This window comes from Nocardia sp. CA-107356 (genome assembly GCF_050946365.1).
Lineage (GTDB): Bacteria > Actinomycetota > Actinomycetes > Mycobacteriales > Mycobacteriaceae > Nocardia.
On sequence record NZ_CP191992.1, the window covers coordinates 5,950,859 to 5,976,131 of the forward strand.

The window sequence follows — 25,273 nt, forward strand, 5'->3', positions numbered from 1 at the left end:
ACGTACTCGCCGGCACCAGGATCCGCGCATCGGCGCTCGGCGTCCGCTCGTGGACCGGTCGTCGGCAGCACGGCCGTGCGGCGCAGTGGAATGGCGCGGAGGCGGGCATCTACTTCATGAGGCTCAGCAGGCCGAGGTCCGGTTCGAGTGCGCCGTCCTGACCGAGCGCCACGAAGTCGGCCGCTACGGCCGAGCGCGCGAGTTTCCCCGCGCGCACCGCGCGGTAGCGCACGTACGACCAGAGAAAGACATCGATATTGTCGAAGCGGGTGCCGCCTTCGAGCACCTCCTCCTCGTGGAACCATACGGCCACTTGGCCATTGGTGAGCACGACATACAGATTGCCGCCGCCGTCCGCGCCGATCGAGTAGACGTCGTCGTCGGTGAGCTCGGTCGAGTAATCCGAATCGCGTATGCCGCAATCGTTTACGGCGAAGTCGAAACCGTACGACCAGGAGAAGATATCCAGGAACTGCGGTAGCCGGCCCGAACGCACCCGTAGGTCGAACGCGGCCAGCGCCGCCGCGTCCGCAGGAGCCAGGCGCGCGAGAAACGGTGCCACCGACCGGGTTTGCTCAGGAACGTCGACGGGCGCGGCATCGGGGAACCAACGCGCCAGATCGGCGTCGAGGTCGCGATCGGTATAGCCGACCAGGTCGGCGAGGGTGAGCGTCACGCGGGGATTGTAGTAGCACCTCCGGACATGCTGGAAGACACGATATTCCGATGCGCGCGCGTCTGCTCCGGTGGTGGCGTACAGAACCGCACGATCCCGGTCGGGCCGTTCCACCCCAGACATACTGGAACGTGTTCTAGTTTATAGGGCATGGCCGGATCACCAGTAGGGACGGGGAAAGTCATGGGGCAGGTTCTGGATCGGATCGAGCAGTACGCGGACGAGATCCGCGCAGCGGGTGCCGAGGGCGACAAGCTGATGCGCTTGTCCGACACTGCGACGAAGCGGCTGCGGGAGACCGGCGCGATCCGGATGCTGCAGCCGAAGCGGTACGGCGGTCTCGAGGTGCACCCGCGAGAGTTCGCGGAGACCACCATGGCGATCGGTGCGATGGACGGCGCCACCGGCTGGGTCACCGGCATCGTCGGCGTGCACCCGTGGGAACTGGCGTTCTTCGACCCCAAGGCCCAAGACGAGGTGTGGGGTCAGGATCCCGATACGTGGATGGCTTCGCCGTACGCGCCGATGGGTGTCGCGACGCCGGCGGACGGCGGATACCTTCTCAGCGGGCGCTGGTCGTTCTCATCCGGCACCGACCACTGTCAGTGGGTGATGATCGGCGCCGCTGTCGGCGACCAGGACGGCAAACGGCTGATGCCGCCGCGGATGCTGCATGTGTTGCTGCCGCGCAGCGACTACGAGATCGATCAGCAGAGTTGGGACGTCGTCGGTTTGCGCGGTACCGGAAGCAAGGACCTGATCGTCGAGAACGCATTCGTTCCGGCGTACCGCACCGTGGACGCGTCGAAGGTGTTCGATGGCACCGCACCGAAAGAGGCCGGCCGCACCGAAACTCTCTACAACTTTCCGTTCTCGTGCATCTTCCCACTCGGTATCACTTCGTCGCTGATCGGTATCGCCGAGGGCGCGTTGGCGTGCCACCTCGCCGCGCAGAAAGCGCGAGTGACGGTGGCGGGCACCGCGATCAAGGACGATCCGTACGTGCTGTACGCGATCGGTGAGGCCGCTGCCGAGATCGCGGCATCGCGGGCCGCGATCCTCGAAACGGTGGACCGGTTCTGGGACCTGAGCGAGAAGGGGCACGAAGTCACCTTCGAGATGCGCGCGATCGGTCGTCGTACCCAGACCGCCGCCGCGTGGCGGGTGGTCCGGGCCGTGGACGAGATCTTCGCTCGTTCGGGCGGCGGTGCGCTGCAGATGAAGACGCCGCTGCAGCGGTTCTGGCGGGACGCGCACGCGGGACTGTCCCACGCGATCCACGTACCGGGCTCGATCTTCCATTCGTCGGCGCTGACTCAGCTCGGCGGTGAGCCACAGGGAATCCACCGCTCGATGATCTGATTCGGCCTGATGACTCCCCCTTCATGAGCGTGATCGCCACACCGAGACGAAGGCCCCTTGCCAACAGAGCAGGGGGCCGTAGGTCTCGGGTGCCCACCGCTATTTCGGCCGCATCCGGCCGCGCAAGTTACCGCGCGTGGGTCGTAGTCAGCACGGGAGAGTCGGCGGCACGGTCCAGCCCGGCGCCGATCTGCGGGTAGGTCGGATACTCGATGCCCGAGATGTACTGCACCGTCCGCACCACTTGGCACGAATAGCCGAATTCGTTGTCGTACCAGACATACAGAATCGCGGTGTCACCCTCGACGATCGTGGCATTGGCATCGATGATCGACGCTGCGCGCGATCCGATGAAATCGCTGGAAACCACGTCCGTGGCGGCGGTGTAATCGAGGTTCCGGCTCAACGGCCCGGCGAGCGAAACCTGACGCAGGTACGCGAGCACATCGCTCTTCGTCGTCTCCCGCTCGAGCTGCAAGTTCAGAATCGCGACCGATACATCGGGGGTGGGAACACGAATCGAGTTGCCGGTGATCTTGGCCTTGAAATCCGGCATCGCCTTCGCGACCGCGGACGCGGCACCGGTTTCGGTGAGCACGAGATTGAACGGCGCGGACCGACCGCGACGGTCCGCCTTGTGATAGTTGTCCAGCAGGTTCTGGTCGTTGGTGAACGAGTGAACCGTCTCCACATGACCGCGGATGATGCCGTACTCGTCATCCATGGCCTTGAGCGGCGGAACAATCGCGTTGGTCGTGCACGAGGCGCACGAGAAGATCTGCTGCGACAGGTCCAGGCCGCGATGGTTGACGCCGTGCACGATATTCGGAACGTCGCCCTTACCGGGTGCGGTGAGAACGACCTTCGCGATGCCGGGGCGCAGATGCTGCGACAGCCCGTCACGATCACGCCACTTACCGGTGTTGTCGATCAGGATCGCGTCGTTGATCCCGTACTCGGTGTAGTCGATCGTTGTCGGATCATCGCTGTAGATGAACTTGATGACGTTCCCGTTCGCAGTGATCGTGTCATTGTCGGTATCGACTTTGATCGTGCCGTTGAAGTGGCCGTGCACCGAATCCCGGCGCAGCAGCGACGCACGCTTGGTCAGATCGTCGTCACTTCCCTTGCGCACCACCACGGCCCGTAGGTTCAGCCCGTTGCCGGATCCGGCCTTCTCGATGAGCAGGCGAGTGACCAGACGACCGATACGACCGAAGCCATAGAGGACGACATCCCTGGGGCCCGGTGACTGGGCCTTGTTGCCATTGGTCACCTCGGCCAGGACCGCTGCGGTGAACTCGTGGACCGACAGTCCGCGATCGTCGGCGCGATAGGCCATGACCAACTGACCGAGATCGATCTTGCAGGGCCCCAGATCCAGCTCGCTGAGCACTCGCAGGAAGGGCAGGGTCTCGTCCACCGACAACTCTTCGCCCTCGATCTGCCGCGCGAAGCGGTGCGTCCGCAGGATGCTGATCACCGACTTGTTCACCAGCGGCCGGCTGTGCAGCAGGATCGTCACGCCCTTGCGCCGATACAACGTGCCGATGATGGGAATCATCGCCTCCGCGGCGGCTTCCTGGGCGTTCCAGCGGTCGAGTTGTTCGGTAGTCAACGCATGTCCTCGGGTTTCCTCGATTTGTTCTCCGTATCGATGCTAATGAGGGCCCCGATATCACCGAGGCCGGATACCCACTCGTGAGATCGCCGGGTGGCGAGGCCGATCGAGCACCATCACCGAGCGGTTACGCGAAGAACCAGCAATACCAACGAATCTCGGTCGAGGTCCACTGTGCTGCGCCGACCCGGCATGCGGATTGATCCGAGAGTCCGGGCGGGTCGGTGCCGTGAATATCACACCTCGGGTTGTTTACTTGGCAGCGTGCTCGTTCACGACGCCTCGTCGAATGCGCAGGCAGCACCGTGAATGCGGCTGTCGGCAACGCCGACCCGGCGATCATGTCATCGATCGCCATCGCGTCGTCATGCAGGAAGCGTTCGAATGGCATCGATGTAGGCCGGAATCGACTGTGAGGAGGGCTAGTGACGAACGAGATTCGTCGGGCTGCCGGCATGGGCATCAAGCTGAGTTTCACTGGTGCGCTGGTAACTGCGCTGGTGCTGGGGCAGCACACCGTCGCTCGCGCCGCGGAGACGACCACGTTCCAGCTCCCGCTGGTGAAAATATCCCAATCATGGGGTATTCCAACACAATTCAGCATCTACCTGACATCGACCATCGGCGATCAACCCGGAGTGAGCACCTTCGGCGTAGCCAACCCCGGACCGTTCGGCGGCAGCAGCATTCTCGACTCCCACGCCCGGATCCACTGGTTGAACCTGACGACCGGAGCAGCCGGTGTGGTCGACGTAGCAGATCGGGAAACAGCGCAGCAGCCCTGCGACTGCGCGCCGGCGCCGGTGCCGGTGTTCACCGGAGCGGGCCGCATCGTCGCCCTCGCGACCGCCGGCGGCCTCGCCATCACTGTTTCCTCGGGGTTCGGTACGTTCACGGCTCTTTGAGCCCGGCTATCTGCGCCACCCGCGTCGGATGCGGAGCACCAAGCGCGTTCGGTCGAGCCGATATCCCAGCGCCGCTGTCCCCCGGGTCGACACGCTGTCCGGACAGAATCGAGCGCGCCCGAGCGGTGCGGACGGCCATCTGGTTCTGCAGCCACCGGTCCCGCTCGTCCTGGTACGCGGTCACGACTTGTTTCACGATCGAGCGGGCTCGGGCGGACTCGATCGCCGACCGCCTACGATCCGTAGCGCAAGGTCTGCGTAGTAGTCGCCGATGTCCTCCGGTGACCAGGAACCACCCTCGTGATACCAGCGCGCGATATCTATGCCGAGCGAAAGCAGGGCGGTCGCGGCCATGTGGGTATTCGAGTTCTCGAATACCCCGGTGGCGACACCGCGCTCGATCAAGCTCCGGACCTCCCCTTCGATCGCACGCCGGATTTCCTTGATCTCCTGTTGATGTTCTGGATTCAATGCGGCGAGCTCATAGTTGATGATCCGGGCCACGGTGTGGGCGCGTGCGTGATGGATCGTGAATTCCCGCATCAACGCGATGAGTTGGTCGGCGGGGTCTTGTGCCGAAGCGATGGCAGCGCGGATTCGCTGCAGGGTGTCCAGATGACCGGTGCGCGAGATCTGGTAGAGCAACTCTTCCTTGGAGCGGTGGTACACGTAGATCGCACCCGTGCTCACCCCGGCGATCGATGTGATGTCGCGGGTCGTCGAGCCGTGGAAGCCGCGTTCAGCGAAGGCGACCACCGCCGCGTCGAGCAGCCGCGCACGGGTCTGGTCCGCGCGCGAGAGATCCTCTGTATCGGTCACCTGGACAGTATGGCTCTACACAGCGAGCACGAGTTTGCCGGTGTTGGCACCGGTGAACAGCATGTTCAAGGTTTCACCGAAAGCGGCGACACCGCCGTCCACGACGTGTTCCCTACTCTTGATCCCGCCCTCGGCCAGCCAACCGGAGATCTCCGCAACCGCCTCACCGTAACGATCCGCATAGTCGAAAACGACGAAGCCCGTCATGGACGCCCGGTGAACCAGCAGCGACATATACCGCGAAGGTCCCGGAGGTAGTTTCTCCGCGTTGTATGCCGAGATCGCACCACAGATGACGACGCGGGCGCCGCGCCGGAGATTGGCAAGCGCGGCATCGAGGATGTCTCCCCCGACATTGTCGAAATAGACGTCGATTCCGCCCGGAGCGACCTCCCGCAGCCGCTGCAGGACGTCCTCGTGCCGATAGTCGATGGCCGCGTCGAAGCCGAGTTCCTCGGTCAGCATCCGACATTTCTCTGGGCCGCCCGCGATCCCGATCACGTTCGCGCCCTTGATCTTTGCGATCTGACCGGCGATGCTGCCGACGGCGCCCGCGGCCGCGGAAACCACCACCGTATCTCCGGCCTGCAGCCGACCGACGTCGAGCAAACCGAAATAAGCTGTCATCCCCGGCATTCCGAGCGTTCCCAACCAGGTCGGGCCGCCCGCCATACTCGAATCGACCTTCTGTACCCCCCGGCCGTTATGGATCGCGTATTCGGTCACGCCGAAAGTACCGCTGACGGTGTCGCCGACGGCGAAGTCCGGATGCGTCGACTCGACAACGGTCGCGATATCCAGCGACCGCATGACCTCCCCGACGCCGACCGGCGGCACATACGATCGCACGTCGTTCAGCCAGCCGCGCATCGCCGGGTCGAGGGATATGAAATCCACCTTGACCAGGATCTGCCCCGGGGAGAGCGCGGGTAGCTCCTCGGTCATCAGGTTCCATGTGGCCGCGTCGGGCAGCCCCGACGGCCGTTTCGCGAGCCGCACCTGCTGGGTCGTTGTCACGTAATCTCCTCTCGTTCGCAGAACAGATCAGGTCAGAGAGCGCCGAGTTCCGGGTCCCCGGCAGGGAGCGGGTCGAAGACCAGGATCTCGGCCGGGCCGGTGAGTGCGTCGCCCAGCGCTTCCCCGATGTCGCGCAGTGCGGCACCTTGACCGTGCGCACGCAGGGCCTCTTTCGATGCCCATTTCTCGATCATGACGAAATGGCCCGTTGTCCCCGTCTTCCGGTGCAACGCATACCTGAGGCAGCCCGGTTCGGCGTGCACTGCCGCAGCCGCGGTCGTCAAGGTCTGCTCGACGAGTTCCTCCTGCCCCGGCTTTGCAATCATGGTCGCTACCACCACATACGGATCGGCCACTGGCTACTCCTTTGTATTCGGTCGTTCTCGGAATTGGGCGGATTCAGCCTTATTCCACCGGCAGCCCGACGAGGTCCGCCAGCACCCCCCGATGGTGGCCGGGACTTCCCAGCCCGAGCTGGTCGGCCTTGGCACGTTTGAGGTAAAGGTGCGCCGGGTGCTCCCAGGTCATGCCGATCCCGCCGTGCAGTTGGATGGCCTCCTCGGCGGCCCGCACCGCGATATCGCTGCAGTAGGACGCGGCGACGGCGGTGGCGATCGCGCTGTCGGGGTCGCCCGCCGCGAATGTCCCCGCCGCATACCGCGCGGCGGCCGCGGCCGACTCGACCTCGACGTAGAGGTCGGCGAGACGGTGCTTGAGCGCCTGGAATCCACCGACCACTCGGCCGAACTGACGTCGCAGCTTCAGATACTCGACAGTTGTCTCCAGGCACCGGGCCGCGATCCCCGCTTGCTCGGACGCCAGCAGTGCGGCACCGATCGTCAAGCCGGATTGCAGTGCCGCCCAACCAGATTCGGCGCCAACGACGACCCGGCCGGGCACGGAGTCGACAGTGACGTCGGCCAGCGGGCGGGTCATGTCCAGGGAGACCACCGGCTCGACTGTCGCCGCGGCGGCCGCCAATGCGTGCACCTGCGTACCGTTCGCCGTCTGCACGGCGGCCAGCAGTACGTCGGCATCGAGCGCACCGGCGACACTGGTGACGCGGCCGGATACCCGGCCCTGCGCATCAGCCGTCAGCGTAGGGACCTGCGTCACCGACGCGGTGGAAAACGGCGTCAACAGCGCCGCGCTACATTCACCGTCGCCGAGTTGACCGACCAGCGCGGACTCGCCCGCGAGCAGGATGGTCGCGGCGATCACGCTGCTGGTCAGAAACGGTACCGGCGCGACGAACCGCCCGAACTCCTCGAGTACGACAGCGGCGTCACGGGCCGTACCGCCGGCTCCACCGCGGTCCTCGGGGATGAGCAGACCAGCGAGCCCGAGGTCGTCGGCGATCGATTTCCACAGCGTCCGGGTCAGTGTCCGGTCGCCTTCGTAGGCCCGCACAACCGCGGACGAATCACATCGGGTGGTGAGCAGGTCACGCACCGCGCTCCGCAAGGAGGTCTCGACATCGGTGTCGAGCAGCAGGATGTCGCTCATCGGCTCAAATCCTTCCATGCGATGTCCTTGTCCGCGCGGGGTTCGCCCGGCAAGCCGAGGACCCGTTCGGCGATGATGTTGCGCAGGATTTCCGAGGTTCCGCCCTCGATCGAATTGCCTTTGGCCCGCAGGAAGCGGTAGCCGGCGCCCCGACCGGCGAAATCGACCCGGTCCGGGCGCACCATTGTCCAATCGTCGTATCGCAGGCCGTGCTCACCGAGCAGTTCGACCTCCAATCCGGCAACCTGCTGGTTGACGCGGGCGAACGACAGCTTGACTGCGGACGTTTCGGGCCCGGGCTGGCCGCCGGCCACCTGCTGACGCAGCCGGGTTGCCGCCAGCCGGGAGACCTCGGCGTCCACCCACAATCGCAACAGCCGTTGGTGCAGTTCGGGGGTGCGCTTTTCCGGGAATTCTCGCCAGAGGCCGGCGGCGACACCGAGTACTCCGCTCTCGCGGGGTAGCGCGCGCCCCCCGATCGAGACGCGCTCATTGTTCAGAGTGGTGGTGGCGACTCGCCAGCCTTCCCCTTCCTTGCCCAGGCGGTGCGCATCGGGGATCCGCACGTCGGTGAGGAAGACTTCGTTGAATTCCGCTTCGCCGGTAATCTGCCGCAGCGGCCGGACCTCGACTCCGGGGGCGGTCATATCGCAGATGAAGTAGGTCAGCCCCGCGTGCTTGGGCTGGCTGGGATCGGTGCGCGCCACCAGGATTGCCAGCTGCGCCTTGTGCGCGACCGAGGTCCACACCTTCTGCCCGTTGACGACCCAGTCGTCGCCGTCGCGCACTGCCCGAGTGGCGATCGCGGCCAGGTCCGAGCCGGCGCCCGGTTCACTGAACAGCTGGCACCAGATCTCCTCGCCGCTCCACAGGGGACGCAGGAAGCGCTGCCGTTGTTCCGTGCTGCCGTGGGCCAGGATCGTCGGCGCGGCCATACCCAGGCCGATACCGTTGATCGCCGGATTGTTATCCGGAGATCCGGCCTGCTCGAACAGGGCGTCGACGAACGGTTGCAGTTCCCGGTCGACGGCTCGGCCACCGAACCCGCTCGGAAAGTGAACCCAGGCCAGACCCGCGTCGAACCTGGCTCGGTGAAAGGTCGCGGCATCGGTGGTGGCCGGATCGTGCTCCGCGAGTACGGCTTCCACTCGGCCGCGCAGGTCATCACGGACCGCGTCGAGATCGGTCATCTATCATCCTCCTGATCGGCCATCACGGCACCAGCACCGCAACCGCCCACGCGAGCTTGTCCGAGCCTCCGGACAGGCACTGAAATACCTTCATGGCTCTCATTCCTCGGTTCAGTTCCGCGGGCCGCCGGCCACGTAGATCACCTGGCCGGACACGAATCCGGCGCCCTCGCTCACCAGGAACGACACGGTGTGCGCGATATCGGCGGGCGTGCCGGTCCGGGCGACCGGAATCTGAGCGGCCATGGCCTTCTCGAGCTCCTCGAAGGAAATGTTCATCCGGGCTGCCGTTGCTGCGGTCATCTCCGTCGCGATGAAACCCGGGGCGACCGCGTTCGCGGTCACGCCGAACTTGCCGAGCTCGAGTGCGAGCGTCTTGGTGAATCCCTGCAGCCCGGCCTTGGCGGCCGCGTAGTTGGCCTGGCCACGGTTGCCGAGTGCCGATGTGCTGGACAGGTTCACGATGCGCCCCCACTTCTGCTCGATCATGTGCGTCTGCACCGCCCGCGCCAGCAGGAACGACCCGCGCAGGTGCACGTTCAGGACGGCATCCCAGTCGTCGACACTCATCTTGAACAGCAGATTGTCGCGAAGGATCCCGGCGTTATTGACCAACACCGTCGGTGCGCCGAGTTCGGCAGCCACGCGATCGACCGCCTCGGTGACCCTGGCCTCGTCGGAAACATCGACACCGACCGCAAGCGCGCGGCCACCAGCCGACTCGATCCCGTCGACGACCGTCTTGCACGCGGCCTCGTCCAGGTCGAGCACGGCTACTGCCATACCGTCACCCGCCAGCCGACGGGCGACGGCGGCGCCGATACCGCGAGCGGCGCCGGTCACGACCGCGGTCCGCTGTGTCGGATTGGTCATGAATACTCCTCGAAGATGTGATTGCGGTGGAAACTGCTGGTCTCAGGGCGTGTAGACCACGCGGCCGACGGTTTTGCCGTCCGCGAGCCGCTGCACGGCGTCGGCGACGTCCTCCAGTCCCAGCCGCTCACTGACCAGCGGACGGATCGCACCGTCGGCGGCAAGTACGGTGAGCGCGCGGTGGCATTCGGCGACGGCGCTCGGATCCTGGGAGTTGTACAAACCCCAGTGCAGACCGACGATCGAATAGTTCTTGACCAACGCGTGATTCAGTGCGGCCGTTTGGATCTCGCCGCCGGCGAACCCGACGACCAGGATGCGGCCTTCGAAGGCGATGCATTTCGTGGACCGCTGGTAGACCTCGCCGCCGACCGGGTCGTAGATCACGTCGGCACCACGACCGCCGGTGACTTCCTTGACGACTTCGACGAAATCCTGCTGGTTACGATCGATGACCACGTCGGCACCCAAAGCCTGGGCGTAGGCGGCCTTTTCGGCGCCGCCGACGACCCCGATCACCCGGGCTCCGGCGGCCTTGCCGAGCTGGATCGCGGCGCTGCCGACACCGCCTGCCGCGGCATGCACCAGGAGGGTCTCCCCCGCTTTCAATCCGGCGCGCCGATGCAACCCGAACCAGCCGGTCTGGTAGCCGATGAACAGCGAGGCCGCCTCGGCGTCATCCAACGACGGCGGCGCCGGGAAGGTCTGGGCGGCATCCAGCACGGCGAATTCCGCGAAACCACCGTGCGGCAACACCGCGCCGCCGAGCACCCGGTCACCGACGGCGATCCCGGCCACGTCGGCACCGACCGCCACCACGTCGCCACACAATTCGACGCCGGGCGTGAACGGCAACGGCGGCCGGACCTGATAGAGGCCGCGGCACATCAGTACATCGGGAAAGTTCGCCGCGGCACCGGCGACCCGCACGACAACCTGGCTCGGGCCCGGCTCCGGACGGTCCACCTCCTCGAGCCGGAGCACCGCCCCCGGTTCACCCAGCTCGTGGACTCGCCATGCCTTCATCCGCGCCATGTCAGACCCCGCCGGTGAGCGTGATGCCGCCGTCCACGACCAGCAACTGTCCGGTCAGCCAGCTCGCGTCGTCGGAGAGCAGAAATGCCACCACACTGCCGATGTCCTCGGGCACGCCGAGCCGCTTCAGCGGGTAGGCCGCGGCGACGTCGTCCTCCCTGCCCTCGTACAGAGCGGTGGCGAACTTCGTCTTCACTACCGCCGGGGCGACGGCGTTGACCCGCAGGTTCGGGCCGAGTTCGACCGCGAGTTCCTGGGTAATGTGGGTGAGCATCGCCTTGCTGGAACCGTAGAAGCCGATGCCCGGTGCGGGCTTGACACCGGCGACCGACGACACGTTCACGATCGCGCCCCCGTAGTCCTTCATCCAGGCCCGATACGTCTGTTGCACCCACGACAGCGCGGCCAGACAGTTGACCTCGAATATCTTGCGGGCCACGTCCAACGACAGATCGACCATCGGCCCGAACGCCGGGTTGATGCCGGTGTTGTTGACAAGGAGATCGGCGCTACCGAACGTATCGATCGCCCGCGCGACGGTCTCGGCCTGGTGGTCGATGTCGTCGGCGCGACCCGCAACGGCCAGCGCCCGGTCGGGGCCGCCCAGTGCTTCCACCGCTTCGTCGAGGGCGTCCTGTTTGCGGGCGGTGATCACGACTCTCGCCCCCTCGTCGACCAAGCGCTGCGCGATGCCCAGCCCGATGCCTCGACTGGCACCGGTGACTATCGCTGTCTTGCCTTCGAATCTGTTCACAAATAAGTCCTTTTGAAGAATGTGTGCGGTTAGGACAGGCGCTCGAGCACCATTGCCATCCCCTGACCCCCACCGACGCACATGGTTTCCAAGCCGATCTGCCTGTCGTGGAACTGCAGCGAGTTGATCAGTGTGCTGGTGATGCGGGCGCCGGTCATGCCGAACGGGTGACCGACCGCGATCGCGCCGCCGTTGATGTTGAGCTTGTCGAAGTCGACACCCAACTCCCGCGCCGAGGGGATGACCTGGGCGGCGAAGGCTTCGTTGATTTCGACCAGGTCGACATCGTCGATGGTCATCCCGGCACGAGCCAGCGCCTGCTTGGACGCCTCCACCGGCCCCAGGCCCATGATTTCGGGGGACAGCGCGCTGACTCCGGTCGCAACGATTCGAGCCAGCGGCGTCAGACCCAGCTCGGCGGCCTTGGTGTCGGACATGATCACGACCGCGGCGGCACCGTCGTTGAGCGGACAGCAGTTGGCGGCCGTCACCGTCCCGTCGGGCCGGAATACCGGCTTCAGTTCGGCGACCCGCTCCAGGGTGACTCCGGGCCGCGGGCCATCGTCCTTCGAGACAATGCTGCCGTCGGGCAGGGTGATCGCAGTGATGTCACGCTCCCAGAACCCGTTGGCGAGAGCGACTTCGGCGAGATTCTGACTGCGGACACCGAAGGCGTCCTGTTCGACACGGGTCACACCGCACAACTGCGCCACGTTCTCGGCGGTCTGCCCCATCGCGATATAGACGTCGGGCAGCAGACCCTCCGTGCGCGGATCGGCCCAGATCTCGCCTCCCGCAGCGAATTTCGCGGTCCGGCCCACCGCGTCGGCGAATACCGGGTTCTCGGTGTCGGGCAGGCCGTCGGCATTGCCCTTGACGTAGCGGCTCACGGTTTCCACACCGGCGGAGATGAAGACGTCGCCTTCTCCGGCGCGGATCGCGTGCAGCGCCATCCGGGTTGTCTGCAAACTCGATGAGCAGTACCGGTTGACCGTTGTGCCGGGCACCCGATCCAGGCCCGCCAGAATCGCCACTACTCGGCCGAGATTGAAGCCCGACTCACCGGCGGGTTGGCCACAACCGAGCATCAGATCGTCGATGTCGTTCGGACCGAGGGCCGGCACCTTCGCCAGTGCGGCCTGCACGATCTGCGCCGCCAAGTCGTCGGGCCGCAGGTCTCGCAACGCTCCCTTGCCAGCGCGGCCGATCGGTGACCGGGCGACAGAGACTATGACGGCTTCGGGCATGACTGTGAACCTTTCACGCAAGTTACTGAGCGCTTGTTAACCTCTGGCCACCATGCTGGACGGATCGGCGATGGTCAATACGTCACAGCCAATTCGGTCTGTGACACATGGCACAGTGCCGGGTCGCGACCTCGCCGTCGGCCGGCTTCGAATACATGTCTCTACCTGCTGGTATACAACTCGATTCCGAATTCATATTCAACTTCGGATGTGGGCGCAACCGGCTGCGCCGGGCAGGTGTCGAACTATGCCTCCTCGGCCGGCGGAATGCCCCTTGCGACGGCCGTCACGCCATTGCCGCCCTGTGCCACCCCGCTACGTTGCACAAGGGCGGCATCCGGCTCCGGGATCGTCGCACCGCACTACCCACTCGGGATCGGTCTACCCGTAAGGAGGATCGCCGACATGCCCGCACACGCCTCGGCCGCGCCATATCCGCCGGGTTGATGTGCTGGAGCCGGCTCAGGTGAACGGTCCTGCTGGCAGACCGTGCCGGGTGGGGGCAGCACTCCGCGGACAGGCGAATGCCCACCGGGCCGATAGTGCGGGATCGGCTCGGTGGGCACACCGCCACTGTCACAATCGGCCACCACCACCGAGCAGCCACGGATTGAAGGTGCACTCCAGATTCGGATGCCCGGCCGGGTCCAGCGCATGCAGGGCGATCGACAGGGCGCGCGGTGAGTACATGATCGTCAGATGGTCGGACAGATCCTGTTCGCAACCGTCCTGCAGGGTGATGTTGTTGACGGTCATACCGGGTCCGGCCTTCAGGAAGGTCAGATCGTAGGGATTGGTGACTTCGTCGTAGCGGGTGCCGACAACGGTGTAATCGACCCCGGGGATCGTATCGCCGTGTGCGTTGAGCTGGTTCACGAAATCCGAGCCGATGGTCTGCTGGATGCCAGCGTGACCGACGAAGATCTCGATGAAGCCCAGTATGTCGATGCCGAAGTTGTTGATGGCCCGGCCCAGTGCGCCGATGCCGTCGAGGCTGGTGCCGTGGTGGGTGGCGCCGAAGGTGATCAGATTCTTCACCTTGGCCGCGCCGCCCTCGAACTTGGTGTACCAGTTGGCCATCGAGCCGCCCTGGGAGTGCGCGACGATATCCACCTCGGACACGCCGGTCGCGGCCAGTACCCGATCGACGAAGGCGGCCAGCTCCTTGGCCGAATCCTGGATATAGCCGGTGCCCATCACACCGGGCAGCACCGAACCGAGGCCGCCGCCCTCCAACAGGTTCGAGCGACCGTAGTTGAAGGTGAACACGCAGAAGCCCGCATCCTTCATCGGCTGGCCCATGTAGGCGAACCCGTTGTAGGCGTTCATCCAGGTGCCGTGCAGCGCGATTACCGGGCGCGGATGTTCGGCGGTCGGCTTGCAGTTCCAGTCGTTGGTGCCCGGCGGCGCGACATCCGGATTCAGCAGACCGTAGCCGAACGCGGCCAGCCACGATGTCATCGGCGGGCCGTAACCCTTTGTGTCACTGGCGTATCCGCCCGATGATCCGGAACTGCTGCCGGATCCGCCGTAACAGTTACCGGAGCCGTTACCCGATCCGGCGCCGCTGCCGGAGGTGCACGCCGAACCGGAACTGCCCGCGCTGCCCGAATCGGCGACCGGCGCGGCCTTGCGGCCCGCGGCGATATAGTCGGCCAGCGCCTGCTCGGTCGGCGCTGGATCCGGATTCGCATTGGCCACGACGCCCGTCATGCTCATGGCGAGCACCGAGACGCCCATCATTACCGCGGCGCTGACCGACCGACCGCATCTACTTCGTTTCATGATTTGCCTTCCTGCAGAACGTCAGCGTTCGAGTGACAGCGCCGAGATGTCGGTCGACGGCGCTGAAACTGGGCCAACGCTAAAGCGGTGCGGCAGCGAAACCGATGGGACGAACGGCTAACTGGATACCTCACCAAACGCCATTGTCCCCGTTAGGGATACGACACAAGCGCACGTTTTCGACCGCGCGGCAATAGTCACAACTCGAGCGCCAGAATTCGGTGAATTCTCCAGATCACCAACTGATCACAAGGAATTTGCGGCAACCGGACCGACCATGGTTCCACGTTTCCACGCCGTCGGCGGCCACCCGATGACTGACAACTGGAGCTGCCATGTTCGACCCGATCGAATCGACCGTCCGCTTCGGCCGCGGCATCGCACGGATGACGGCAGGTGCACTGCTCGGAACGGCGACCCTGGCGGCGGCACCTCCGGCGACCACATCGACCGGGCCGCCGCCCTTTTCGGCGAAGCAGGTGTAGCCGTGGTCGCCAGGGTTACTCCGGAACAAGTGCCGCCGCTCGCCTGGAACTTCGGCCCGACACCGTAAGCCGCATGCGTACCACCGCAAACAGGAGCGAATATGAATGACAACGTCGTCGATGCCGTTGCCGATCCCGCGGCCCAGGCTCGCGCACTACTCGACCACCGATATCGGTCCGCGACCCGTTATGAGGTCGGCAGGGAAAAGATTCGCGAATTCGCCCGTGCGATACAGGATTTCCATCCCGCGCATTGGAATGAAGATGCGGCCGAACAGCTCGGATTCGATGGGCTCATCGCACCCTCGACATTCGCCTCGATAATCTTGTTGCGGGTCCATCGCGAAATACTGGATACGCTCATCACCGGCTATGACGCGGCCCGGATTCTGCACGCCGACCAAGTGCTCGACATCGGCAGGCCGCTGGTCGCGGGCGATCAGCTGACCTGTGATGTCTATTTCGAATCATTCCGGCATTTCGCGGATTACGACGTGCTCGCGGTGAAGAGCGTGTTGATCGATCAGCACGGCGAGGTGGTGCAGACCGGGTCGACGGCGCTGCTCGCGCGCACCGGGCCCGCGGGCGCCAGATTCGCGGAGCGGGTCGGCAAGATCGCCATGCACTCCCTCGGCGGGGCGCCGCGCACGCCGGGCGTCGTCGTCGCGGCCGAAGGTGACGGCATCGCGGCACCGATCATTCCCCGAATACCCTGCACCACAGTAGATTTCGAATCCTTGTCGGTCGGTACCGAGCTGCCGGCTCGGGTGCTCCACCTGTCCCGCGGTGATCTGGTCAACTACGCGGGAGTGACCGGCGACAGCAATCCTGTGCTGTTCAGCGAGCAGGTCGCCGCCGCGACCGGACTGCCGACCGTTGTCGCGCCGGGCATGCTCAAACTCGGCTTGGCCGCCGGATTCCTCAGCGGCTGGCTGGGCGATCCCGCCGCCGCCACCCGCTTCCGCGCCCAGTTCGCGCATTACACACACTACTTGCACATCCCACCGCTGCAGGCCAGCGCCATCGAATTCCGTGGCCGGGTAACCTCACTCGATTCGTTCCGTCGCAAGGCGACCATCGCCCTGGACGCGAGATCGCACGGCCGTAGGCTTTTCGGCTACGCCGCCGCGGAAGTCCGCTTCCCCGTACCGGATTGATCGGTATCGAGCAGTCCGGTCAGCCGCGCGAGTCTGCGATGGGAGTCCAGCCGCGCCGCCCGGTCGTATGTGCTGGTGTGCACCAGGATCTCATCCGCACCGGTGCGCGACACCAGTGCCGCCAATGCCTCGGCGACCTCGTCCTCGGTGCCGTGGATGTGATCGCGCAGCGCGTCGTCGAAGATCCGGCGCTCCCGCTCGGTCATCGACGTCGATTCGATCTCCGCGGGCGGAATGAGAACCGGGAATTCGCCGCGCGTGCGTGCATACGCGGCCGACCAGGCCTCGGGCAGCAACAGCCGATGGGCATCCTCGGTGGTATCGGCGATCACCACTGCCCCGGAGACGACGACATACGGTTGCGCGCCCCACGATGTCGGACGGAATTCCGCTCGATACCGCTCGATCGCCTCGACCATGCGGTCCATCCCGGCGATCGAGGCGATCACCAGGGGCAGCCCGAACCGTGCCGCCCGCTCGGCCCCCGATCCGGTGGCCAGCAGGAATGCGGGCACCCGAAGTCCCTGCGCGGGCCATGCGTGCACACCCGACTTGCCGCGCGCGAAGTACTCGAGCACATCGGTGAGCTGCTGATCGAAATCATCGGCATCGGTCTTGCCGTGCCCGAGCGCGCGCCGCACCCCATCGGTGAAGCCGACCGACCGACCGAGTCCCATATCGATCCGCCCCGGATACAGCGACTCCAGGACCCCGAATTGTTCGGCCACCACCAGCGGCTGATGGTTCGGCAGCATCACCCCGCCGGTCCCTATCCTGATCCGTGTTGTCGCCGCGGCGGCCGCCGCCGCGAGTACCGTCGGCGCTGAACCCGCGACCCCGGGCACACTGTGATGCTCGGACACCCAGAATCGGTGATAGCCCCACTCCTCGGCCAACCGCGCGAATTCGACGGTCTCGCGCAACGCCTCCGGATGGCTCTGCCCGCGTCGAACCCGCGAACGATCCAGAATCGAATACCGCACCGCACCGAGTCCCGAAGTCATATCTGTGTCAACACGCCCGGCCCCGGCGCATTCCACCGCGCGATGAGCCGGATAACACACTCCTGATGCGAGAATGGGGCCGCAACTGCGAAAACCGGTGTTCCCGCGGTGGTCGGCGCACATCGCGGCTCGGCACGAATGTCGGCGCACGCCGTGGAGGCGCGAATGTCGTGGATCGTCCAGTCTTTCGAACGAGCAGGCCGTCGCACTACCGTGCTGTTGGGTATCGCGCTCGCCGCCATCGTCGCGGTGGTGGCAACGGCGGTGATCGTCGCCGTGCGCAATACCGACCAGGTGTCCAGCGATGTGTGCCCAGGTGATCCCGTCGCATCGTCCCCGGCGTGGGCGCTGTCGAATACGCAGGTGGACGCGCCGATCGATGCGCACCCGTTCCTCGGCAACGGCTATCTCGGGTTGCGTGTTCCGCCACGCGGCATGGGCTATTCCGCCACCGACGCAATGACCGGCTGGCCGCTGTACACGCCCGCATACGACGGCGCTTTCGTCGCGGGTCTCTACGCACACACACCTGGTGTCGCCGATAACCGCGAGGTCGCCGCGGCCATCCCGAACTGGTCCGGGCTGCTGGTCGGCGTCGGCGATCAAACCTATTCATCCGCCACTCCCTCGACCCAGATCACCGACTTCGCACAGACCCTGTACCTCCGATGCGGACTGGTCCGCACCCGCCTGACCTGGACCGCAACCGACGGGCATGCCACCGATCTGATCTACGACGTGCTCACCGATCGACCCGATCAGCACGTCGGCGCGGTCCACCTCACAGTGGTTCCACACTGGTCCGGCGAGCTGGTGGTCTCCGATCTGGTCGACGGCGCGGGAGCCCGGCGGCTGAGCCGGACCGATGCGGGTGCCCGCGATGACGACACCATTCGGGTCGGTTTCCGCACCGACGGGACCGATATCAGCGGCGATATCGTCTCGGTGCTGCGCCCGGGCCGGGGCATTCAGTCGTCCCCGATTCAACAGATACCCCCGGCGCACGACCTGAGTGCGCGCCAAGACGTCCGGTTTCCGGTCCGGGACGGCGACACGTACCAGGTGACGAAGTTCATCGGCGTCGACACCACCCGCACCGCATCCGATCCGGCCGCTGCGGCGTACGAGGCCGCACATCGAGCCGTTCGGTCCGGGTGGGCTGAACTGCTCGCGCACACGTCCGCGGCATGGCGGGCTCTGTGGCGCGCTGATATCGAGGTGCCCGATCAGCCGGATGTGCAGACCTGGGCGCGCGGCGCACTCTACTCGCTGTACTCGAGCACGAATTCCCAACAGGACAACAGCATTTCACCCGTCGGGCTCAGCAGCGACAACTATGCGGGCGCGGTGTTCTGGGATGCGGACATCTGGATGTTTCCCGGATTGCTGCAATTCGCCCCGGAATTGGCGAAATCCGTTGTGGAGTACCGCTATCGGACCCTGCCCGCCGCACAGGCGAATGCGCGACGGCTCGGCTATCGCGGCGCGTTCTACCCGTGGACCAGCGCCGGTCGCGGCGATCTCGACGAATGCCACAGCTGGGATCCGCCACACTGCCTGACCCAAATCCATTTGCAGGGCGATATATCCCTCGCCGCCTGGCAGTACTACACCGCCACCGGCGACACCGACTACCTGCGCAATCGCAGCTGGCCGATCATGCGCGGACTCGCCGAATTCTGGGCGTCGCGGGTGACGCGCAACGATGACGGCAGCTACTCCATTCGCAATGTCGCGGGCCCCGACGAATACAGCAACGGGGTGAACGACGCGGTCTACACCAATGCGGTCGCCGCCCTCGCCCTGCGCAATGCCGCCCGGGCCGCCGAGATTCTGGGCGAACAGCACCCGCCCGTGTGGACGACGATCGCCGACGGCCTGCGCATGCCGTTCGACGGCGCGCGACGGATCTTCGTCCAATTCGACGGGTATACCGGCACTCCCATCAAACAGGCCGACACTGTACTGCTGATCTACCCGTTGGACTGGCCGATGCCGCCGGACGTCGCGGCCAATGTGCTCGAATACTATTCGGAGCGAACAGATCCCGACGGCCCGGCGATGACCGATTCGGTGCATGCCATCGACGCCGCGAAAATCGGCGTCCCCGGCTGTGCGACCGACACCTTCCTCGAACGTGCCGCACGCCCCTTCGTGCGCGCGCCCTTCGGCCAGTTCGACGAGGCGCGCGGCGCGAAGGTCGGGGCCAAGGACCCGCTGGCAGGCGCACCCGCCTTTACTTTCGTCACCGCCGCGGGCGGGTTCCTGCAAACCTTCACCAATGGACTGCTCGGGCTGCGTTTGGACGTCGACGGAATACGCATCGCCCCCACGCTTGCGCCCGAACTGAGCAAGGGCGTCACGATCCATGGAATCCACTGGCAGGGGCGAACTTTCGACGCCACGATCGGACCGGATGAGACGAAGTTGACGCTGACCGATGGTCCACCGATGCCGGTCCGAGCGGAATCCGAAACTCGCCTCCTGACCGGTGACGCCACGTTCACCACCCGACGCCCGGACCTGACCCCGACCCACAATCTCGCCCGCTGCAAGCCGGTCACGACCACCTCCGACGAGCCGGGCAAATACGCCGACGCCGCCGTCGACGGCAGCACCGCCACCGGCTGGGCACCCGACGGTCCGCGAGGTGCGCTCACCGTCGATCTCGGAAAGGAAACCAGTATCGATCGAATCGTTCCGCGCTGGACCGAACCAGCCCCGGCCACAACCACTTTCACGGTCTCCGCGGATCAGCACGCCTGGACTCCGGTCACGGTGGATCCGGCGACAGGGACCCTGCCCAGCCCGATCTCAGCCCGTTACGTACGTCTCGAACTCACGGCCACGAACCCGACCACGCACCCCGGCCTCCGCGAACTCGAAATCTCCGGCCCCCGAACATAATCGGTGACCGATGACGCCGGTCGACACGTTGCTTCCATCCGGCATAGACGACTGAATCGAGTATCAGGGCCGGGATTCCCTAGCCCCGCACTCCGTTGCGACAGCGCAGACGAACATCCCACCGGCTTCGCTACACAATTCGTGCATATCTCGACGGGTCCGGTCCTAGCATGGAACGGTGCGCCGGTTGCTCCCGCTCTTACTCCTGCTCGCGGCCTGCGCCTCCGACCCGACACCGGCCGCGACCCCACCGCCGGTCACCCCCACCGAATACCTCCGTACACCGACGGACTGCGCCAAGCTGGCCATCGAAGCCCTGACGGTCGACCCCGGCCACGGCTACCTCTTCGGCACGCATGCCGAATGGCTGCCCAAGGGCCAGCTCGTTCGTATCCGAGTGGCAATCACCAACACCGACAACACATTTCACACCACCCGAACCACGGACTACCAGCTCGACGATGCCGCCGAGGTTGCCCACCCGGTCAGCAATGACGCCATGGCGATCAAACGTCAACCGACCGACGTCACCATCGGCGCGGGCAACCGTTTGGAACTCGACCTCTGGTACGACATCCCGCTCGATACCGCCCCCAAACTCCTGCGCGACACCATCTGCACCATAACGATCCCGCTCCCGAGTTAGCGGCACCGCTGACGTCGAGCGGAGTCATTTGGCGGCTCGACACCTCTCGGCGCCAACCACCATATAACTCACCTCGACGGTTGAAGCCCGGCAGCGCTTGTGGATCAGATTGTTTCGAGCCCGGCCGTCAACGCCAAGTGGGTGGAACCGCTTCCACAGTCACGCATTCGGGTAGTTCCCAGCCGCATCCCAGCTAGTTCTGAGGTTCAGCGGAGACGCTCGCTACGGCTCAGTCCTGGGCCGCCAAGGTCCTGGTCGGCAGCCATCGTCGTTCGCGCGCCCGGACATGGCCATCGAAAGCATGGAGAACGATGTACCGGAAGTGTGTTCTGATCGCCGCCCTGACGATGGTGGGATGCGCGGTCACCACCGCCCCGTCCGCGCACGCCGCGACGTCCAATGAGAAGACCTACTCCCTTTCCGGAACAATGCAATTCATCGTCGGTCAGCGCGACGTCGGTGCCCGCCCGCTCGCCGCACTGAACGGTCTGCCGACGAACCGGGAAGTGTTGCTGGACACCGACTTCTACGGCCGGATCTCGGGTTCCGATTCCGGCACACTGACATCCGGGTACTACGTCGCGTGCGCGGTGGACCTCGCTCCCAAAGCCGAGCTCGAAACCAAACTCCAGGCAGACGCCAATCTGGACCTCGGACTGGATATCACCCCCGGTTCGGTGACGCCGAGTATCGATGTCAATCTCATCCCCGACCTCAGCGGCGGGCTCGGCGCCGAACTGTCCATGTCCCCGGGCAAAATCGCCGATATCGCGGTCAGTACGAAGAAGCTCCAACCGGACACCCTCGGTACCATCGTCAGCCGAGACTTCCACATCCAGGTATCCGGCTGCGGCGGCGCGCTGACCATCCGCGCGTACGCCAGGGTCACCGCCGAATCCACGGCGGTGGACGCCAGTGGCGCGAGCTACGGCGACCCCATCGTGCTGTGAATCCTCAGTCCTGCGCTTTCAGCGCCTGCCGAATCGTCAGGCGCCCTTGGGTGACGCGATGAGCCGAGGCGAGCCCATCAGCGCAGGGGTGTCGCGCGGATCAGTGCGGATCGGGCAGACCGAGCGCCGGGGCCAGCATGCGCCAGGCACGCGGCAGTTGGGCCTCGAAGTCGGGCCAGGTATGCATCCCCGTCGGGGCATAGTCGACGGTGGCGGGGATATCGAGCTCGGCGAGGCGGGCGGCGAAGCGTTCGGTGCACGCGCGGGCACCGGCTTCCAGCGCCACTCCCCCTCCTGCCGTCTGCAGGGCTTGGACGATATTCGGTGCGTTCGAGACGGCGACCAGGTCGGCTTTGGTCGGCAGACCGGAAGCCGCGGACAGGTAGATCGCCGTACCCCGCAGATCGGCCGCACCGAGCACACTGTCGTGCGCTCCCCACTCCGGCGCCCCGGGTGGGCCCCAGAGGTTTTCGACATTGCCGCCGCGTGAGGCGACCGTGATGGTGGTGACAGCGCGGCCGAGTTCGTCAGCGGTGGAATAGCATCCGCTCATCCCCGCTACCGCGCGGAACCGGCCCGGATACCGCTGGGCCAACATCATGGCCGCCTGCGCGCCCATCGAGACGCCCGCGATGGCCCGCCGCCCATCGGTTTTCAGATACGACTCGATGATCGGCGGCAGTTCCGAGGTGAGGAACGTTTCCCACCGATTCAGTCCGAGGTTGGCGTCGCGACGCAGCCAGTCGCTGTACATGCTCCCGGTGCCGCCGCTGGTCAACACCACGTCGACGGGCTTATCGGCGAAGAACTCCGCTGCCCGGCCTTTGCTGAGCCACCCCGAGATCTGCTCGCCGTCAACGCCATCCAGCAGATACAGCAGCGGATGCGGCCCGGAACCGCTGCCGCGCAATACATCCACGGTAATGACCCGGCGCATCGCGGCCGAGGCGATGGCGAAACGTTCGTGCCGAGGTCCGACGGTCTCGATACTGATGGTGCCGGTCCGCGTCATGGCGGGATCCACGGGCGGCGGTGCGGCGGGTGGATCCGCGAGCGCGGGCACAGCCGCCGCCACGGCGATGAGGGCCATCGCCGCCGCGGTGATCGGTGCTCGACGACTCATGGTGCGAGGGCGGCTCGCTCCGCCTGTCTGGCTGCGGCACGGTCGCGCCGTTCCTCGAAACGTGTTGCCTCGAGTGCCAACTCGTCGAGGTAGGCGGCGATCTCGTCTCGGGCGCGTTCGCCGTCGCCGGATAGGTCAGTGCGCTCGAAGACATTCCAGCTCCGCAGCACCGGGCGCAGCACACCGTCGAGATGCTGGCGCAGATCGTAGATGCCGTTCTTGGCCAGTACCACGGCATTACGCCGGAAGTTCGGCTGGGTGAGTCCGGGCATCTGGAATCGGGTGACGATATCGCTGATCGCGCGCACGGTGTCGTTCGGCGTGAGATCGAGGGCTGCGGCACTGAGGTTGCGGTAGAAGATCATATGCAGGTTCTCGTCGGCGGCAATTCTTTGCAGCATACGCTCTGCGATCGGCTCATTGCAGGCCGCACCGGTATTTCTGTGACTTATTCTGGTCGCCAGTTCTTGCAATGTCACATATGCGACAGAACGCAGGAACTGCTGCCCCTGCACAGGTTTAGCGACCCCCGTTGTCATCTGCGCCATTCTGGCCTGCTCGAGAGCCACTGGATCGACCGCACGGGTGACCACCAGATAATCGCGCATGACAATCGCATGACGGTTCTCCTCCGCGGTCCAGCGCCCCACCCAGGTGCCCCAGACGCCGTCCGGGGAGAACGACTCCGAGATCTCCCGGTGATAGGAGGGCAGATTGTCCTCGGTGAGCAAGTTGGTGATCATCGCGGTGCGTGCGACCTCGGAGAGCTTCGATTGTCCCGGCTCCCAATCGACACCGCCCATGGCCGCGAAATTCCGGCCGTCGTCCCACGGCACATAATCGTGCGGATGCCACGCCCTGGCCTTGCGCAGATGCTCCTCGAGATGGCGTTCGGCGACGGGCTCGAGTTCGCGCAGAATATCGAGATCGGTCAGCGTGCTCGTCACATGTGCTCCTTCGTTCGCACCCCGGTACTGAGATCAAGGGCGTTTGTTCAGGCCGAACGAGTGATTCGGTGATCATTGGGCGAGGTGACCACCGGTCGGCGTACCTGCTGGAGGCAGTCGCAACCCGGCAGGTCGGCCAGCCGGTAGAGCCCCGGCGGTCGGCCATCGGCCTGCAGGCTGGCGAGCAGTTCCTGGGCCAGCCCGGCCAGTTCGGGAATCCGGGCGGTATCGCCGGAGGTCACCACCGCCGTCAGCGGAACCTCGGCGGCCTCGCCGAGCAGGTCGAGTACCTCGGGGGTGAGCAGGGTCATGGCGTAGATCTCGTCGATCGGGACCAGCACCGTGCCCCCCTCGTCGGACAGCAGCGATAGCGCCCGGGAACCGAGCGGAGTCGCCAGCGCCGCCTGGACACGGCGCAGCTTCCGGCGCGCCGCGGACGGCGCGCCCATGCCGGGTCTTCGCTCATCCGGATGCGCGGGAATCGCGAGGGCGACAACCTGGTACGACCCGGCAACGCTGATTCCGGCCCTGCGGGCCAGGCGGGCGACGCCGTGGCCGCTGAGCAGGGCCGATACCAGCGTCTGCGCGGTGGTCTGCTGCTCCCGCGCGACCTGGCGATGTTCATCGAGATAGGCCGTCGACGTGGCGGTCGTCACCATTTCCAGCACCCGAACGATCAGCCCGGCCGCGGCGGCCACCTGATCGGGGTGTTCCCCGGCGGCCTGCTCGGTGAGGAATGCCAAACCGACGCGGACCCCATCGTGATATGCGTCGAGCACGGTTTCGAGCGCGATCCCCTCCCGGGCCCAGCGCGCGGCCGATCCGGTGATCGCCGCAGGCCGTGCCGTCACCGGAACCAACCGGGGCTCCAGCGCCCGCGCGGCCTCCGCCAAACAGGTGCGCGTGATAGTACCGAGATCTTCTCGTCGCGCGCGCCGAGCCTGAAATGTCAAATGCTCGATCAGTTTCGCTTCCAAGCTCTTGATGCCCGAACCGGCCTGTTTGCCCACCATGACCATAAAAGCTAGCCAAGTTCGAACCGAAATCGCATACCCGGTCCCGGAATTAGGAAAGTCATCACCCCGCACCCACAACCTTGGGCGAAATCACAAGCAGCGAAACGACTCTCGGCAGCAATATTCCGGTCATTCAGATGATCGGATTCCGGCAGCCGGGCCGATGCGGCGCCCGGCTGCTGGCGCACGGGTGGCGCCGCGGAACGAACGGTGTAACGCCGGGCGGCGATCCAACGACGGCATCGGCG

Annotated in this window: 23 protein-coding genes; 7 read left to right on the forward strand and 16 right to left on the reverse strand. The window is 65.6% G+C overall.

What is annotated here, in order from left to right:
- Positions 1–109: 109 nt before the first annotated feature.
- Positions 110–676, reverse strand: coding sequence for a hypothetical protein (locus ACQP1G_RS26910; RefSeq protein WP_433192339.1), 567 nt, complete (start codon positions 674–676; stop codon positions 110–112).
- Positions 677–859: 183 nt separating this feature from the next.
- Between ACQP1G_RS26910 and ACQP1G_RS26915 the strand changes: the two genes are divergently transcribed.
- Entirely contained in the window at positions 860–2,038 is a 1,179-nt protein-coding gene (locus ACQP1G_RS26915; protein ID WP_433192340.1) for a hydroxylase, read from the forward strand.
- A 127-nt stretch (positions 2,039–2,165) separates the two neighbouring features.
- Here the strand turns inward: ACQP1G_RS26915 and ACQP1G_RS26920 are convergent, their stop codons facing one another.
- Positions 2,166–3,656: a glyceraldehyde-3-phosphate dehydrogenase gene (locus ACQP1G_RS26920; RefSeq protein ID WP_433192341.1), complete on the reverse strand. Its 1,491-nt coding sequence runs from the start codon at positions 3,654–3,656 to the stop codon at positions 2,166–2,168.
- Positions 3,657–4,084: 428 nt separating this feature from the next.
- Between ACQP1G_RS26920 and ACQP1G_RS26925 the strand changes: the two genes are divergently transcribed.
- Positions 4,085–4,564: a hypothetical protein gene (locus tag ACQP1G_RS26925; RefSeq protein WP_433192342.1), complete on the forward strand. Its 480-nt coding sequence runs from the start codon at positions 4,085–4,087 to the stop codon at positions 4,562–4,564.
- 192 nt (positions 4,565–4,756) lie between these two features.
- On the opposite strand, the gene ACQP1G_RS26930 is transcribed toward ACQP1G_RS26925, so the two are convergent.
- The 10 genes from ACQP1G_RS26930 to ACQP1G_RS26975 all read right to left on the reverse strand — a co-directional run bounded on the left by ACQP1G_RS26930 (position 4,757) and on the right by ACQP1G_RS26975 (position 14,790).
- Complete coding sequence (locus tag ACQP1G_RS26930) at positions 4,757–5,383, reverse strand: TetR family transcriptional regulator (protein WP_433192343.1); 627 nt, start codon at positions 5,381–5,383, stop codon at positions 4,757–4,759.
- Positions 5,384–5,398: 15 nt separating this feature from the next.
- Complete coding sequence (locus ACQP1G_RS26935) at positions 5,399–6,400, reverse strand: NADP-dependent oxidoreductase (protein WP_433192344.1); 1,002 nt, start codon at positions 6,398–6,400, stop codon at positions 5,399–5,401.
- A gap of 32 nt (positions 6,401–6,432) precedes the next feature.
- Complete coding sequence (locus tag ACQP1G_RS26940) at positions 6,433–6,756, reverse strand: putative quinol monooxygenase (protein ID WP_433192345.1); 324 nt, start codon at positions 6,754–6,756, stop codon at positions 6,433–6,435.
- Between the two features lie 49 nt (positions 6,757–6,805).
- Positions 6,806–7,906, reverse strand: coding sequence for an acyl-CoA dehydrogenase family protein (locus ACQP1G_RS26945; protein WP_433192346.1), 1,101 nt, complete (start codon positions 7,904–7,906; stop codon positions 6,806–6,808).
- The gene (locus tag ACQP1G_RS26950; RefSeq protein ID WP_433192347.1) at positions 7,903–9,096 is read right to left on the reverse strand and encodes an acyl-CoA dehydrogenase family protein; all 1,194 of its coding nucleotides are present in this window, start codon (positions 9,094–9,096) and stop codon (positions 7,903–7,905) included. Before ACQP1G_RS26950 ends, ACQP1G_RS26945 begins: the two co-directional genes overlap by 4 nt.
- Before the next feature lie 111 nt (positions 9,097–9,207).
- The gene (gene fabG / locus ACQP1G_RS26955) at positions 9,208–9,969 is read right to left on the reverse strand and encodes a 3-oxoacyl-ACP reductase FabG (RefSeq protein WP_433192348.1); all 762 of its coding nucleotides are present in this window, start codon (positions 9,967–9,969) and stop codon (positions 9,208–9,210) included.
- A 42-nt stretch (positions 9,970–10,011) separates the two neighbouring features.
- Complete coding sequence (locus ACQP1G_RS26960; RefSeq protein ID WP_433192349.1) at positions 10,012–10,995, reverse strand: NADPH:quinone oxidoreductase family protein; 984 nt, start codon at positions 10,993–10,995, stop codon at positions 10,012–10,014.
- A gap of 10 nt (positions 10,996–11,005) precedes the next feature.
- A complete protein-coding gene (locus ACQP1G_RS26965; protein ID WP_433192350.1) occupies positions 11,006–11,758 on the reverse strand; it encodes an SDR family oxidoreductase in 753 nt (250 codons plus the stop codon).
- A 29-nt stretch (positions 11,759–11,787) separates the two neighbouring features.
- Positions 11,788–13,005, reverse strand: a complete 1,218-nt coding sequence (locus ACQP1G_RS26970; protein WP_433192351.1) for an acetyl-CoA C-acetyltransferase — start codon at positions 13,003–13,005, stop codon at positions 11,788–11,790.
- Between the two features lie 576 nt (positions 13,006–13,581).
- Positions 13,582–14,790: an esterase/lipase family protein gene (locus ACQP1G_RS26975; RefSeq protein WP_433192352.1), complete on the reverse strand. Its 1,209-nt coding sequence runs from the start codon at positions 14,788–14,790 to the stop codon at positions 13,582–13,584.
- Between the two features lie 335 nt (positions 14,791–15,125).
- On the opposite strand from ACQP1G_RS26975, the gene ACQP1G_RS26980 reads away from it, so the two are divergent.
- Complete coding sequence (locus ACQP1G_RS26980; RefSeq protein WP_433192353.1) at positions 15,126–15,275, forward strand: hypothetical protein; 150 nt, start codon at positions 15,126–15,128, stop codon at positions 15,273–15,275.
- 101 nt (positions 15,276–15,376) lie between these two features.
- Positions 15,377–16,432 carry a fused (3R)-hydroxyacyl-ACP dehydratase subunits HadA/HadB gene (locus ACQP1G_RS26985; protein ID WP_433192354.1) on the forward strand — a complete coding sequence of 352 codons (1,056 nt, stop codon included), beginning with the start codon at positions 15,377–15,379 and terminating at the stop codon, positions 16,430–16,432.
- Here ACQP1G_RS26985 and ACQP1G_RS26990 read toward each other — a convergent pair.
- On the reverse strand, positions 16,393–17,436 hold the full coding sequence (locus ACQP1G_RS26990) for an LLM class flavin-dependent oxidoreductase (protein WP_433192355.1): 1,044 nt from the start codon (positions 17,434–17,436) through the stop codon (positions 16,393–16,395). The two genes, ACQP1G_RS26985 and ACQP1G_RS26990, sit on opposite strands and share 40 nt — an antisense overlap.
- A 165-nt stretch (positions 17,437–17,601) precedes the next feature.
- Here ACQP1G_RS26990 and ACQP1G_RS26995 point away from each other — a divergent pair, with 165 nt between their 5' ends.
- The 3 genes from ACQP1G_RS26995 (at position 17,602) to ACQP1G_RS27005 (ending at position 21,939) form a co-directional block, all read left to right on the forward strand.
- Complete coding sequence (locus tag ACQP1G_RS26995; protein ID WP_433192356.1) at positions 17,602–20,343, forward strand: discoidin domain-containing protein; 2,742 nt, start codon at positions 17,602–17,604, stop codon at positions 20,341–20,343.
- Between the two features lie 178 nt (positions 20,344–20,521).
- Positions 20,522–20,989: a hypothetical protein gene (locus tag ACQP1G_RS27000; RefSeq protein WP_433192357.1), complete on the forward strand. Its 468-nt coding sequence runs from the start codon at positions 20,522–20,524 to the stop codon at positions 20,987–20,989.
- Between the two features lie 311 nt (positions 20,990–21,300).
- Positions 21,301–21,939, forward strand: coding sequence for an MspA family porin (locus ACQP1G_RS27005; RefSeq protein ID WP_433192358.1), 639 nt, complete (start codon positions 21,301–21,303; stop codon positions 21,937–21,939).
- A 100-nt stretch (positions 21,940–22,039) separates the two neighbouring features.
- Here ACQP1G_RS27005 and ACQP1G_RS27010 read toward each other — a convergent pair whose 3' ends face one another.
- From ACQP1G_RS27010 to ACQP1G_RS27020, 3 genes are read right to left on the reverse strand one after another with little or no spacing between them, the layout of a single operon-like run.
- A complete protein-coding gene (locus tag ACQP1G_RS27010; RefSeq protein WP_433192359.1) occupies positions 22,040–23,062 on the reverse strand; it encodes an alpha/beta hydrolase in 1,023 nt (340 codons plus the stop codon).
- A complete protein-coding gene (locus tag ACQP1G_RS27015) occupies positions 23,059–24,009 on the reverse strand; it encodes an acyl-ACP desaturase (protein WP_433192360.1) in 951 nt (316 codons plus the stop codon). Before ACQP1G_RS27015 ends, ACQP1G_RS27010 begins: the two co-directional genes overlap by 4 nt.
- Before the next feature lie 47 nt (positions 24,010–24,056).
- Positions 24,057–25,022: a transcriptional regulator gene (locus ACQP1G_RS27020; RefSeq protein ID WP_433192361.1), complete on the reverse strand. Its 966-nt coding sequence runs from the start codon at positions 25,020–25,022 to the stop codon at positions 24,057–24,059.
- Positions 25,023–25,273: the final 251 nt, after the last annotated feature.

Excerpts from the sequence above, each read along its gene's own strand:
- ACQP1G_RS26915 (WP_433192340.1), top strand. The coding sequence starts at position 860 with ATGGGGCAGGTTCTGGATCGGATCGAGCAGTACGCGGACGAGATCCGC.
- ACQP1G_RS26970 (WP_433192351.1), bottom strand. The coding sequence starts at position 13,005 with ATGCCCGAAGCCGTCATAGTCTCTGTCGCCCGGTCACCGATCGGCCGC.
- ACQP1G_RS26945 (WP_433192346.1), bottom strand. The coding sequence starts at position 7,906 with ATGAGCGACATCCTGCTGCTCGACACCGATGTCGAGACCTCCTTGCGG.
- ACQP1G_RS26985 (WP_433192354.1), top strand. The coding sequence starts at position 15,377 with ATGAATGACAACGTCGTCGATGCCGTTGCCGATCCCGCGGCCCAGGCT.
- ACQP1G_RS26995 (WP_433192356.1), top strand. The coding sequence starts at position 17,602 with ATGTCGTGGATCGTCCAGTCTTTCGAACGAGCAGGCCGTCGCACTACC.
- ACQP1G_RS26960 (WP_433192349.1), bottom strand. The coding sequence starts at position 10,995 with ATGAAGGCATGGCGAGTCCACGAGCTGGGTGAACCGGGGGCGGTGCTC.
- ACQP1G_RS27010 (WP_433192359.1), bottom strand. The coding sequence starts at position 23,062 with ATGAGTCGTCGAGCACCGATCACCGCGGCGGCGATGGCCCTCATCGCC.
- ACQP1G_RS27005 (WP_433192358.1), top strand. The coding sequence starts at position 21,301 with ATGTACCGGAAGTGTGTTCTGATCGCCGCCCTGACGATGGTGGGATGC.
- ACQP1G_RS26990 (WP_433192355.1), bottom strand. The coding sequence starts at position 17,436 with ATGACTTCGGGACTCGGTGCGGTGCGGTATTCGATTCTGGATCGTTCG.
- ACQP1G_RS26950 (WP_433192347.1), bottom strand. The coding sequence starts at position 9,096 with ATGACCGATCTCGACGCGGTCCGTGATGACCTGCGCGGCCGAGTGGAA.
- fabG (WP_433192348.1), bottom strand. The coding sequence starts at position 9,969 with ATGACCAATCCGACACAGCGGACCGCGGTCGTGACCGGCGCCGCTCGC.
- ACQP1G_RS26980 (WP_433192353.1), top strand. The coding sequence starts at position 15,126 with ATGTTCGACCCGATCGAATCGACCGTCCGCTTCGGCCGCGGCATCGCA.
- ACQP1G_RS26975 (WP_433192352.1), bottom strand. The coding sequence starts at position 14,790 with ATGAAACGAAGTAGATGCGGTCGGTCGGTCAGCGCCGCGGTAATGATG.
- ACQP1G_RS27020 (WP_433192361.1), bottom strand. The coding sequence starts at position 25,022 with ATGGTGGGCAAACAGGCCGGTTCGGGCATCAAGAGCTTGGAAGCGAAA.